The 12,691-nt window shown below is 67.5% G+C and carries 10 protein-coding genes and 1 tRNA gene; 6 read left to right on the top strand and 5 right to left on the bottom strand.

Annotated features, from left to right (window positions below; translation table 11 throughout):
• The first annotated feature begins 255 nt into the window (after positions 1-255).
• On the top strand, positions 256-1,050 hold the full coding sequence (locus CHINAEXTREME_RS12345) for an SRPBCC family protein (RefSeq protein WP_007141648.1): 795 nt from the start codon (positions 256-258) through the stop codon (positions 1,048-1,050).
• Between the two features lie 14 nt (positions 1,051-1,064).
• On the opposite strand, the gene CHINAEXTREME_RS12340 is transcribed toward CHINAEXTREME_RS12345, so the two are convergent.
• Both CHINAEXTREME_RS12340 and CHINAEXTREME_RS12335 read right to left on the bottom strand, forming a co-directional pair.
• On the bottom strand, positions 1,065-2,207 hold the full coding sequence (locus CHINAEXTREME_RS12340; RefSeq protein ID WP_007141647.1) for a saccharopine dehydrogenase family protein: 1,143 nt from the start codon (positions 2,205-2,207) through the stop codon (positions 1,065-1,067).
• A 68-nt stretch (positions 2,208-2,275) separates the two neighbouring features.
• On the bottom strand, positions 2,276-2,830 hold the full coding sequence (locus tag CHINAEXTREME_RS12335; RefSeq protein WP_007141646.1) for a DUF7097 family protein: 555 nt from the start codon (positions 2,828-2,830) through the stop codon (positions 2,276-2,278).
• A 135-nt stretch (positions 2,831-2,965) separates the two neighbouring features.
• On the opposite strand from CHINAEXTREME_RS12335, the gene CHINAEXTREME_RS12330 reads away from it, so the two are divergent.
• The 3 genes from CHINAEXTREME_RS12330 (at position 2,966) to CHINAEXTREME_RS12320 (ending at position 7,660) form a co-directional block, all read left to right on the top strand.
• Positions 2,966-5,488: a methyl-accepting chemotaxis protein gene (locus CHINAEXTREME_RS12330; RefSeq protein ID WP_007141645.1), complete on the top strand. Its 2,523-nt coding sequence runs from the start codon at positions 2,966-2,968 to the stop codon at positions 5,486-5,488.
• A gap of 77 nt (positions 5,489-5,565) precedes the next feature.
• Entirely contained in the window at positions 5,566-5,919 is a 354-nt protein-coding gene (locus tag CHINAEXTREME_RS12325; RefSeq protein ID WP_007141644.1) for a DUF192 domain-containing protein, read from the top strand.
• 208 nt (positions 5,920-6,127) lie between these two features.
• Positions 6,128-7,660: a (R)-citramalate synthase gene (locus CHINAEXTREME_RS12320; RefSeq protein WP_010546741.1), complete on the top strand. Its 1,533-nt coding sequence runs from the start codon at positions 6,128-6,130 to the stop codon at positions 7,658-7,660.
• 109 nt (positions 7,661-7,769) lie between these two features.
• Here the strand turns inward: CHINAEXTREME_RS12320 and CHINAEXTREME_RS12315 are convergent, their stop codons facing one another.
• From CHINAEXTREME_RS12315 to CHINAEXTREME_RS12305, 3 genes are all read right to left on the bottom strand, one after another.
• Positions 7,770-7,967: a hypothetical protein gene (locus CHINAEXTREME_RS12315; RefSeq protein ID WP_007141642.1), complete on the bottom strand. Its 198-nt coding sequence runs from the start codon at positions 7,965-7,967 to the stop codon at positions 7,770-7,772.
• Positions 7,968-8,122: 155 nt separating this feature from the next.
• Complete coding sequence (locus CHINAEXTREME_RS12310) at positions 8,123-9,544, bottom strand: 4Fe-4S ferredoxin N-terminal domain-containing protein (protein WP_007141641.1); 1,422 nt, start codon at positions 9,542-9,544, stop codon at positions 8,123-8,125.
• A 294-nt stretch (positions 9,545-9,838) separates the two neighbouring features.
• Positions 9,839-9,923 (bottom strand) — tRNA-Ser (locus tag CHINAEXTREME_RS12305).
• A gap of 157 nt (positions 9,924-10,080) precedes the next feature.
• Here CHINAEXTREME_RS12305 and CHINAEXTREME_RS12300 point away from each other — a divergent pair.
• On the top strand, positions 10,081-11,031 hold the full coding sequence (locus CHINAEXTREME_RS12300; protein ID WP_007141640.1) for an AAA family ATPase: 951 nt from the start codon (positions 10,081-10,083) through the stop codon (positions 11,029-11,031).
• A 189-nt stretch (positions 11,032-11,220) separates the two neighbouring features.
• Positions 11,221-12,663, top strand: coding sequence for a sugar porter family MFS transporter (locus tag CHINAEXTREME_RS12295; protein ID WP_007141639.1), 1,443 nt, complete (start codon positions 11,221-11,223; stop codon positions 12,661-12,663).
• Positions 12,664-12,691 lie beyond the last annotated feature (28 nt).

Raw genomic sequence — 12,691 nt, 5'->3', positions numbered from 1 at the left:
GCGTCCGCATCGGTGGACTCCCCGAGCGTGCACTCGCAGCCCCAACCACCATTGGTGAGGTCCCCGAGCGTGCACTCGCAGCCCCAACCACCATTGGTGAGGTTCGCTCGAGTACCTCACACGACCGATGCAACCCAACGTTCGTTCCCGGCACCGACGTCCACATTCCCCCGGACCGGCAGCGTCGACCGTCGCGGCTCCCGGCCACGGCCGGCCTCGCGTCGAACCGCTCCGCGGTCCTCCGAGAGGGCGACAATGACGGCCGACTCGAGCGAAACCGCGTTCGACGAGCGGACCGCTCCTCCGGATCGGCGCTCCCGGGCTACCGACGAACCGAACGTCGGCCGGTGGGAACGCGTCGCGTCGGCGGCGATCGGCGGCGCGCTCGTCGTACGCGGCCTCCGGGATCGGTCCCTCTCCGGCGCGTCGACGGCGGCGGTCGGTGCGGCCCTGGTCACCCGCGGATTGACCGGTCGTAGCCGGCTCTATCGGCTGCTCGACACCGACGGGGACGCCGGCGAGGGACTCGCTCTCGAGGCCGCGTACGACGAGCGAAAGCCGACCGTCGCGCGATCGATCATCGTGGGGCAACCGGCAGCGGAACTCACGGAGTACTGGCGCGATCCCGACCACCTCGACCGGATCGCCGGCCGGTTCGCCGACGTCTCCGGCGATCCGGCGGCCGAGGAACGCCACCACTGGCGCGCGGACGCCCCGCTGGGCCGGTCCCTCGAGTGGGAGGCCCTGCTGGTCGAGGACGAACCGGGCGACCGGCTCCGCTGGCAGTCGCTCGAGGGCGCACCGATCGGCTACGAGTGTACGATCTCGTTCGAGCCGGCACCGGGGGATCGGGGCACGCTGGTCGACCTCGAGATCGAGTACGATCCGCCGGGCGGCCCGATCGGCGACGCGGTGCTCTCGCGGTTCGGCACCCCTGTCGACCTGGTCGCAGGCGAGAGCCTCCGTCGGTTCAAGAGCCTGGCCGAGACGGGCGAGATCCCGTCGGTCGAGGCGAATCCATCGGGTCGCGGACGCGGCGACCTGGTGTAAGCCGACCGCCGCCCTCAGGGCGAGCAAACGTCGACCGGCGGCGTCCCGGATTCGGGCGTCGACTCGTCGAAGAACCCGTCGACGCCCTCGAGTTCGAGGACGAATTCGGGGCCGAACGCACCGCCTGGCGTTCGAAAGCCGGGGTCGACGTCCCCCTCGAGGACGCGTTCGACCGCGGTCACGGCGGCGTCGACGGTCACGACGTAGGCGTCCGGGGTCTGGAGTCGCGAGACCGCACGGGTTTGGGGCTCCTTCTCGTCGGGGTCGCCACCCTCGCCGGCCTCACTATCGACCCGCGCTTCGCCCCAGACGTACACCGACCCGCGCTTTCGGGACCACGAACCGGGTCCCTCTCGGACGTAGCCCGCGAGTTGCTTCAGCGTCTCGCGGACCGGCGTGGCGGCGACGATCGGCGCGAGGTAGCGGTGGGCTTTCAGCGCCGTCGTGACCGGCGGCGGCGCGAGGACGTAGACGGTCACGTCCGGCACGCCAGTCGTGTAGTGGGCCGTCGAGACGTCGCCCGTCGGCATCGTCACCGCCGGTCTGGTTCCCCGGCCGAAGTCGATCCGTCGCGTCCGCCACGCGGCCGGCACGCGTTCGAGCGTCCCGTCCCGGTAGACGGCTCCGCCGTCTTCGGCCCCCTCGAGGACGGTCCGGACGGTGCCGATCGAGGGCGGGCGCAGCGAGTCCGCGCCGAGTGCGAGCGCGTCGGCTTCGGGGAGTCGCCGGTCGAGGTGCGCCGCGAGACAGTCCATTGCGACGACCGAGAAGCCGACGGCCGGGAGCAACGAGACGCCGGCGTCGATCGCCGCCGCGTCGCGGTCGGCGATCCCCTCGATGACGGGGATTTCGCCGGTGATGTCGACGTAGTCGGTGTTCGTCCGCAGACAGCCCTCGACGAGCGGGTCGGCCGTGTTCGAGAAGGGGCCGGCACAGTTCAACACGCAGTCGACGTCCGCGCCGTCGATCGCCTCGGCGACGACGTCGGGGTCCTCGAGCGCGAACCGCCGGCCCGGCCGGTCGAGGTCGTCGACCTGCTGCCGGAGCCGGTCACCGTCACGACCGGCGAGGACGACCTCGAGCCCCCGGTCGATCGCTTCGCGGGCGATCAGGGAGCCGACGAACCCGTACGAGCCGTAGACGAGTACCTGTGACACGTCGGCGGTTCGGGACTCCGGCGGTTAAGGGGTCTCCCGGCGAGCGCCACGGAACGGGCGGGAGCCGCTCACTCGTCGGCCGTCCCGGCGTCGTCGCCCGCACCCGGGTCGTACCGGTCCGCCGCCGACTCGAAGCCCAGTTCGTCCTGCTCGCGGCTCCGCCGGCCCTCGAGTTCCGCGATGGCTTCGGGCTCCGGCGCGGCGTCGTCGGTGATCCGCGCCCACGAGTCGTGGACCTTCGAGTGACACCAGCGACAGAGATAGATCGTGATCTCGTGGGAGAGTTCCTCGCCATCACGGGCGTAGGAGAGGTGGTGTTCCTCGAGCAGCGGCCGCTCGTCGTCGTGGGCCATCCGCTTTTCCTCGAGGCCACAGCGGACGCACTCCCGGTCGCGGTTGCGCGACCGGAAGTGCGGGCAGTCGGCCCACGTCTCCTCGCGCTCGGGGTCGACGACGGGACACTCGTAGTCCTCCTGAGCGCGCTCGCGCGCGAACTCGGGGTCGTGCTCGTAGTGGCCGAACGCATACCGGCACGTCCCCTCGCCGGTCAGGTGATCGCAGACGCCCGCGTACTCGTAGGGGTCGTCGACTCCGACCGGCGTCCCCTGGGGCGTTTTTTCCATCCGGCCCGGGATTGGGGCCGCGAGGAATTGAATCCTCCGTCCGTTCGTCGCCATACCCATCAGTAATCATCAGTGATAGAATCCGGAGAAAGATTTTTGAGGTTATCAGAGACAGGAGAATTATACTTCGAACTCATGATCGGGAAGATGCGAGGTCTGGTTCCGGCGGTCATCAGGCGCAGTTACGCGCTCAAGTTCGGCATCGTTCTGTTACTGTTGGCGCTCTCGGTGGGGGCGATCGGCCTGGTCGCGACGGCGAGCGTCACCGACAGCGTCGAGGCGAACGCCCTCGAGGACCAGGAGGCGTTCGCGAGACAGGAGGCGATCACGATCGACAACTGGAACGAGCAAAACGAGCGGCGAACCGCGAGTACCGCCAACACGCCCGTCGTCGAGGACGGGGAGGTCGGCGAGATCCAGTCGTACCTCAACGACCTGCAACTGGATCTCTCCGGACAGGTCGTCGACGTCCACTACGTCGACCAGGAGACGGGCGATCTCCTCGCGACGACCGCTGACGACGCCCAGACGCTCGAGGACGTCGATTTCCCAGACCGCGATCGGATCGATTCCGAACTGTCCGCGGTCGAGGTCCAGCGCACCGATGCCTACGAAACCGACGGTTCGGCGGCCGTCTCCTACTACGTCAGCACCAGTGGCTCGGACCGGACGGCCATCGTGATGACCTTCGACCTCGAGGACGTGATGACGGACCTCGGCGGGGGCGAGGAGCGAGATTCCGTCACGTTCGCGGTCGATCGCGACGGCCGACTGGTTCTCGACGGCACGTTCACCGGGACCGGACAGGACGCGCTCCAGGGCGATTTCGTCGGGAACCGCTTCCTCGAGGAGTACGAGAACGACCACAGCCTGCTCGACGAGGCTCTCGGGAGTCAGAGCCCCACCCACTCGGACGCCATCGCGTACGAGGGGTCGCCCGGCGGCTCGCTCGCGGACGAACCCTACGAGTTCACACCGGACGGCTACGTCGCGGCCTACCACGGCACGGAGATGGGGTTGATCGTGCTGACCCATACGTCGGCCGGGGACGCCTACGGGTTCGTCGACACGGTCAACCAGTACGGCACGCTGGCCACGGTCGGCGGGGTCCTCCTGATCGGTCTCGTCGGGGCGGTTCTCGGCCGCAATACAGCCGCTTCGATCGACCGTCTCACCCAAAAGGCCGCCCGAATGGAGGAGGGGGACCTCGACGTCGATCTCGAGACGAAGCGCATCGACAATATCGGGCGACTCTACGACGGCTTCGACTCGATGCGGGCCGAACTCAAGGACACGATCCACGAGGCCGAGCGGGCCCGCGCCGAGGCCGAAGCCGAGCGCGAGGAGGTCGAGCGGATCAACGACCACCTCGAGCGGAAGGCCACCGACTACAGCGACGTGATGCAGTCGGCCGCCGACGGCGACCTGACCGTCCGAATGGACGCCGACGGCGAACACGAGGCGATGACCGAGATCGCCGAGGAGTTCAACGAGATGCTCGCCGAGATCGAGACGACGATCGACCGGCTCACTCAGTTCGCGACCGACGTCGCGACGGCCAGCGAGCAGGTCACTGCCTCGAGCGAGGAAGTCCGCTCCGCGAGCCGGGAGGTCAGCAGTTCGATCCAGGAAATCTCCGATGGCGCCGAACGGCAACACCAGTCGCTGCAGTCGGTCGACACCCAGATGAACAACCTGTCGACGACGACCCAGCAGATCGCGGCCTCCTCGAACGACGTCGCCGACATCGCCGAACGAACCGCCCGCACCAGCCGCGACGGGCGCGAGGCCGCCCAGGAGGCGATCGACGCCTGTGACGACCTCGAGGACGAGTACCGCGACGTCGTCGCCGAGTTCGACGAACTGCGCGAGCAGGTCGACCAGATCGACGAACTGGCCGATACGATCGCCGAGATCGCCGAGCAGACGAACATGCTCGCGCTGAACGCCAACATCGAGGCCTCCCGCTCCGCGAGCGGCAGCGACACGGAAGGGTTCAGCACGGTCGCCGCGGAGGTCAAGGAACTCTCCCAGGACGTCAAGGGGGCCGCAAAGCAGATCGGCGACCGCCTCGAGGCGGTCCAGACCCAGACCGAGCGATCGGCTACGGAGGTCGATCAAACCAGCGAGGAGATCGAACGGGTCAACGACCTCGTCTCCGACGTCGTCACGGCGCTCGAGGACATCGCCGACTACGCCGGCCAGACGAACGACGGCGTCCAGGAGATATCGGCGGCGACCGAACAGCAGGCCGCGTCGACCCAGGAGGTCGTCGCGATGGTCGACGAAGTGGCGACGATTTCGGAAGAGACGACCGCCGAAGCCGAAACGGTTGCCGCGGCCGCCGAGGAGCAGACCTCCGCGCTGACCGAGGTGTCGAACTCCGCGGACGAACTGAGCCAGCAGGCGACGGTCCTCTCGGAGGCGCTGGATCGGTTCGACACGGACGCCGACGGCGACCGCGAGGCCGCGTCGCTCGACGACGTCGCGGGACTCGAGGAGATCACTGAAGCGGAATCACGGGACGACGGGAACAGCGGAGAGTCCGAAGCGAGCGACGGGAACTCGAGCACGGACGACACCGATGCCGCGTTCGCCTTCGACGAGGACGGCGACGTCGTCCGGACCGAGGGCGCCGAACCGGATTCGCCGGAGTAGACGCGACGTCCCCGGGGGCGGCCGCCGTCCGGCCGACGGACGTGAGCTTTTTGAGGTCCCGGGATCCACTCGAGGTCGTGCGCGTACGTCACGAACCGGCCGACGGCGAGCCGACGACCCTTGCATCGACGGTCGACCTCGCGGATTCGATCGTCAGCCAGACCCGCGGACTCATGTTCCGCCGATCGCTTCCCGACGACTACGCGCTCGCGTTCCGGTTCGACGCGGCGAAGACCCGGGACGTTCACATGCTGTTCGTCTTCGTTCCGCTCGACGTCGTCTGGCTCGTCGACGGCGTCGTCGAACGGGTCGAACGGCTCCGCCCCTGGCGCGGCTTCGAGCGTGCCCGGGCCGACACCATCCTCGAGTTGCCCGCGGGAACGGCGGCGGGCGTCGACCCCGGCGACCGGGTCGTCCTCGAGGGTGAGTGACCGAACGTTCACTCCTTCCGGAACGTTGCCGTCTCGAGTCCGTGATCGTAAACGCTGCCATAATACGTGGGTTTAAGTCAGGTGGGTTCGATAGGACGAGACACGATGGCACGAGATCCATTCTCATCGCCTGACGAGGATAGAGGAAGTCGGGGCAACCCGGCTGGGCGCGAAATTCCGCGACGAACGTAGTCGCAGTTCATCACTCTTGTCCGTAGATCACACCCCCGAAGAGACGATTCCGTCCGATCGTACCGTCCGCCTGCTCGACACGACGCTCAGAGATGGCGAACAAGCTCCCGGCGTCTCGCTGTCGCCCGACGAGAAAGTCGACGTGGCCCGCTCGCTCGAGCGTGCTGGCGTCTCGGTCGTCGAGGCCGGCAGCGCGTGTACGGGCGCGGGCGAACGCCGCGCGATCTCGCGCGTCACGGATCTGGACCTGGACGCCCGCGTCACGAGTTTCTGCCGTGGGCTGGAACGCGATGTCGACCTCGCGCTCGAGTGTGACGTCGACGGCGTCCACGTCGTCGTCCCTGCAAGCGACCGACACGTCGAGTCGAAGGTGGGCACCTCGCTCGAGGACAACCTCGCGACGACGGCCGAACTCGTCGAGTACGCCACGGACCACGACCTGTGGGTCGAGGTCATCGGCGAGGACGGCTCGCGAGCGGACCTCGACTATCTCGAGGCCCTGGGCGAGCGGGCCCTCGAAGCGGGCGCGGACCGGTTCTGTTTCGCCGACACTGTCGGGCACGCGGGACCGGAACGCACCGCGACGGCGGTGGCCCGGCTCGCGGAGCTGGGGCCGGTCAGCGCACACACCCACGACGACCTCGGACTCGGGGTGGCGAACGCACTGGCGGCCGTCTCCGCGGGGGCCGATCTGGTCCACTGTACGGTCGACGGACTCGGCGAGCGCGCCGGCAACGTCGCCCTCGAGGAGGTCGCGATCGCCCTCGAGCACGTCTACGGCGTCGAGACCGTCGACCTCGAGCAACTGTACGACCTCGCCCAGGTCGTCTCGCGGGCGACCGGCGTCCAGTTGCCACCGAACAAGGCCGTCGTCGGCGAGAACGCCTTCACCCACGAGAGCGGAATCCACACCGACGGCACGCTGAAAGACGACAAGATGTACGAGCCGTACCCGCCGGAGACGGTCGGCCGCGAACGACGACTCGCGCTCGGCAAACACACCGGCCGGGCGGGCGTCGAGGCCGCCCTCGAGGAACACGGCGTCGAGGCGACCGACGACGAGGTCGCCGAGATCGCCACCCGAGTGACCGAACTCGGTGATCGCGGCCGCCGGGTTACCGACGCCGATCTGCTGGCGATCGCCGAGGACGTGACGGGCGACGACCGCGAGCGCGTCGTCGAACTGTGCGATCTCAACGCAACCAGCGGCGGGGCGGTCCCCACGGCGAGCGTCCGCCTCGACGTCGACGGCGAGGAGCGAGTCGCCAGCGGTACCGGTTCGGGGCCGGTCGACGCCGCAGTGTCGGCCGTCCGGGAGGCGCTCGGCTCGCAGGCCGACGCAGAACTCGAGTCCTACCACGTCGACGCTGTCACCGGCGGCACCGACGCCGTCGTTACCGTCGAGGTGACGATGGTCCGGAACGACCGCTCGGTGACCGTGGCCCGCAGCGAGGCCGACATCACTCGCGCGAGCGTCGAGGCGATGGTCGACGCGCTCGACCGGTTGCTCGCGAGCGAATCGCAGCCGCTCGCGCCGGCGGACGACTGATACGGGTTCCTGGCCGTCAGTTCCGGCGCAACCGTGACCCGGACGACGGTCGCGCCGGTACCCCGGGACAGCGATCCGTCTGAGATGACGTCCACCAGTAGCCGTCAGTTCAATGGAACTGGCGGTTGCTGATCACGTCCCATGGATCGAACAGGTAGAGTACCGCCAGAAACAGTGCGAGAGCGACCACGAACAGTTGCACGACGCCGACCGCGGAGTCCGGCACGGCCGACTCGAGCGTCGTCGCTATCAGCGCGGCGACGGCGATCCACAGGGTGCCGACGATCAGTCGGTCGCGAGTGTCCATACCGGAGCTACGCGTCCGGGAGCAAGAAACGTCCGCATCGCCTCCGGAGGACGTGGCGCGCGAAAGGCGGATTGCGAACCGGCTCGAGTCTCACGGCGCCAGTTCGAAGCGAGAACGAAACCGGATTCGGTCGCCGAAACGTCGGCCGCCGCCGGTCAGAGCCCCAGTTCGCCGCCGACCGTCTTTTCGTCGAGTTCGTCCTTGCGGACGTCGGTCATCCCCACGTCGTCGTAGGCGACCGGTCCCGGGACCTGCTCGGCGTGAGGCCCTGGCTCGTTACCGATGTAGGTGACGTTCGGGTTGGTGTTGTACTCCTCGAGGAGTTTGAACCGCCCGGTTCCGTCGCCGTACTCGTCCTCGAGGAGATCCTGGGCCTCGTCTTCGGTCAGTCCATCGTCGTCCTCGTCCTCCGCCGGCTCCTCCTCGCCCTCGAGGATCGCGATCGCGTCCTGGAGCTCTTCGTCCTCGGGATCGTGCTCTTGCGCGCGGGCGAGCGCGACGTTCTCGAGGTACTGCTGGGGATCGCTCTCGGGGTCGTGCATGTCGCCGAACTGGATCGCGCCCGGGGGACAGGCCTCTTCGCAGGCCGTGGTCCCGACCATGTCCTCGCCCATCTGTCCGTCCTGTCTCGGCGGATCGAAAACGCATTTCTCCATGACGCCCCGGGGACCGGCGCCGGCGACCCAGCGGTCGCGCTTGTCGAACCGCATGTCGGCGTCCATCTCCTGGGCGGTCTCGTTCGGGTCGTCCCACTTGAAATAGTTGACGCCGTACGGACAGGCGACCTGACAGTATCGACAGCCGATACAGACGTCGTAGTCGGTCAGGACGAGTCCGCCGTCGTCGCGGGTGTGGCGGGCCGTCGTCGGGCACACCTTCTCGCAGGGCGCGTCGGTACAGTGCTGGCAGGGCCGGATCAGGTAGTTGAAATCGCGGGTCGACTCGTAGTCCTCGGCCTCCGGGGACTCGACGAGCCCGTCGTCGTAGGCCAGGATGTACATCCAGTTTGCCCCCTGGTTCCAGTTGTGTTCGGCGTTACAGGCCACGACACAGGAGAGACAGCCGTCACAGACCTCGAGGTCGAGCGCCATTCCCCACTGGGTTCCCTCCGCCTCGGCGTCGCCGCCCCCGCCGTGGCCGTCGTCCTCCTCTTCCTGGGTCACGCTCGACGGCGGATCCGGAGACTTGCTGGCCCCGAACGCACCGAGTCCGACGGCGCTGGCACCGGCGCCCATCTTCTTCATCATCTTCCGCCGTGACTCGTCGCCGCCGATCGTCGAGAGCAACTCGCCGACGGCACCGGGGTCGTCCGGCTCTTCCCGGGCCGCCTCGATCCGATCGGCCATCGGCCGTTCGTCCTCGCCGAACTCCTCGAGGACGTCCTCGTGATAGCGATCGTAGAACTCCTCCTCGGTGATCTCCCCCTTCGTGAGCCGCATCGCGTCTTTCGCCATCTCCATCCCGAGTTCCGCGTCGTACTCGGTCTCCTCCAGCATCGCCTCGAACTCCGCTTCGGCGGTTTCACCCAGCGGGTGGAACGCATCGTCGTCGGTAGCGTCGTCGGGTGCGTCACTCATCGACCGGCCTCACCTCGCGCTCGGCTCCGAACTCGATCACGATCACGAGTGCGGGCGGACACAAGCGACACGCGCGCACAGAACGGAGCATTGACAGTCACACCCATGCCGACCACACCCATATCGAAAAACGACAAGCCTGCGAATGACGGGTCGTCGTCAAGAGGGGAAAACGGCCGCTTGCAGTGCTCGAGAAGGTCGATATCGATGAATTGACTCCGCCCGTTACAAGTCGCGGCGACCGGATGATTCGCGCCGCTACGCGTCTCTCGTCGTCGTTGGTCGCCACAGAAGCGCCGAGAGGGAGATTTGAACTCCCGAGTCCGTGAGGACAGCAGATTTCGAATCTGCCGCCTTGGCCGGGCTAGGCTATCTCGGCTCACTCCCATCTACCCGCGTGACGTTTTTACCGGTTTCGATTTTTCCCGCCGCCTGTGACGGGTTCCCGATTCCCGTCCCGAACCCTCGGTCTCGACGTCCCCGGCACGGTCCGGGCGAGCGTAAACGATTTGACGAAAGGCCCCGACGCCGTGTCCATGGACGTCACCCAGGCCAGCAGCGAGTGCGAGGCCGTCCTCGAGACGGTCGGCGACGCCGTCATCTGCGACCGGTCGTTCCTCGAAGAGATCCTCGTCGGCGTCGTCGCGCGCGGACACGTCCTCGTCGAGGACGTACCCGGCACCGGCAAGACGCTGACCGCCCGCAGCGTCGCCGACGCGCTCGGCCTCTCGTTTTCCCGCATCCAGTTCACGCCCGACCTCCTCCCCGCGGACGTCACCGGAACGCACGTGTTCAACGAGCGCGAGCGGACCTTCGAGTTCAACGAGGGGCCGATCTTCGCCAACATCGTGCTCGCCGACGAGATCAATCGCGCGCCGCCGAAAACGCAGGCCGCCCTGCTCGAGGCGATGGAGGAGAGCCAGGTCACGGTCGACGGCGAGACCCGCCAGCTTCCGGACCCGTTCTTCGTCATCGCGACGCAGAACCCAGTCGAACAGGAGGGAACGTTCCCGCTTCCCGAAGCCCAGGTCGACCGCTTCCTCGTCAAAACCGCGATGGGGTACCCCGACGAGGACGGCGAGATCGATCTCCTGCGCCGGCGGGCCGGCCGCGAAACGACGAGTCCCTCGGTCGAGTCGGTGCTCGAGCCCGACCAGGTCGACCACCTCCGGTCGGTGCCGGAGACGATCCGCGTCGACGACGACCTGCTCGAGTACGTGGCCGCACTGGCCCGCGAGACGCGAACTGACGGCCGGGTCGAGGTCGGCGTCTCCCCGCGGGGGACCCAGCGGCTGTTCGAGGCCGCCCGGGCTTACGCGACGATCCGCGGCCGCGAGTACGTCACGCCGGACGACATCAAACGCGTCGCGAAGCCGGTCCTCGCTCACCGGCTGGTGTTGACACCCGATGCGACCGTCAACGACGTCGACAAAACCCGGGTCGTGGAGGGCGTCCTCGAGTCGGTGCCGGTCCCGACGATCCAGTAACCGGGCCGCAGCTAGGACTCGCGCGTACCCGTGGAGCCGGTCCGGAGACGTCGTCGGTCTACGCCATTCCATCACACTTCTCAAGTGATGTGTATTATTGCTGGACGAACATGGTGATAATTGATGTTTGTCTCGATAAATCGATGGGTTTGTTTACTATTGTAAGAAATAATTCTTCAGCGTTGGACTATGCCACTGATCCCAACCCGCTCCGGGAACTCCGAACGGAACTCGTTCGTCTACGTCGTCGCCGCGCTGGCGGCGCTCAACGGGCTTCTGTTCGGGTTCGACACCGGCGTCATCGCCGGTGCCATGTTGTATATCAAATCGAGTTTCGAACTAACCGCGTTGCTTGGCTACCCGGTGAGTTCCTCCCTCGTGGAAGGGCTCATCGTCAGCGGTGCGATGGGGGGTGCGATCGTCGGTTCGGCGTGCGGGGGACGGCTGGCGGATCGCCTCGGCCGGCGACGGCTCATCCTCGTGGGAGCCGTAATCTTCTTCGTCGGCTCGCTCGCCATGGCGATCGCACCGAACGTCGAAGTGCTGATCCTCGCCCGATTCGTCAACGGCATCGGGATCGGTTTCGCGGCGGTCGTCGGCCCGCTGTACATCTCCGAGATCGCTCCGCCGACGATCCGGGGATCGCTGGTCTCGCTGAACCAGTTGGCGATCACGAGCGGCATCCTCGTCGCCTACCTCGTCAACTACGCGTTCTCGAGCGGCGGCGCGTGGCGCTGGATGCTCGGCGTCGGAATGGCTCCCGCGGTCGTTCTCTTCGTCGGCATGCTGTTCATGCCGGAGAGTCCGCGCTGGCTCTACGAACGGGGCCGTGAGGGAGACGCCCGGAACGTGCTCTCGCGGACGCGCTCCGAGAGTCGCGTCGCCGAGGAACTCCGCGAAATCAGGGAGACGATCGAAACCGAATCCAGTTCGCTCGGCGATCTGTTGCAGCCGTGGGTGCGCCCGATGCTCGTCGTCGGTATCGGGCTCGCAGCCTTCCAGCAGGTCACCGGGATCAACGTCGTCATGTACTACGCCCCGGTGATCCTCGAGTCGACCGGGTTCGCGGATACCGCGTCGATCCTCGCGACCGTCGGCATCGGCGTCGTCAACGTCGTGATGACCGTCGTCGCGGTCCTCCTGATCGATCGCACCGGGCGTCGTCCGCTGTTGCTCACCGGTCTCGTGGGGATGACCGTAATGCTGGGCGTGCTCGGACTGGCGTTCTTCCTGCCGGGCCTGTCGGGCGTCGTCGGCTGGATCGCGACGGTCGGCCTGATGCTGTACGTCGCGTTCTTCGCGATCGGTCTCGGCCCGGTGTTCTGGCTGCTCATCTCCGAGATCTACCCGACCCAGATCCGCGGGACGGCGATGGGTGCGGCGACCGTCGTCAACTGGGCGGCGAACCTGCTCGTCTCGCTCAGCTTCCTCGGTCTGGTCGACGCAATCGGCCAGGCGTGGACGTTCTGGCTCTTCGGCGGGCTCTGCCTGGCCGCCCTCGCGTTCAGCTACACGCTCGTCCCCGAAACGAAGGGGCGCTCCCTCGAGGAGATCGAGGAGGACCTCCGCGACCAGGCGATCGCCGCCGGTACCCACCCCGAACGGTCGACGATCGCCGATGACGACGACTGAAAGACACGGATAGTACCGATCCGGGGCT

It is taken from the genome of Halobiforma lacisalsi AJ5 (assembly GCF_000226975.2).
GTDB lineage: Archaea > Halobacteriota > Halobacteria > Halobacteriales > Natrialbaceae > Natronobacterium > Natronobacterium lacisalsi.
The sequence above is the reverse complement of the archived record's forward strand: the minus strand, read 5'-3'. Positions and strand labels throughout refer to the sequence as shown.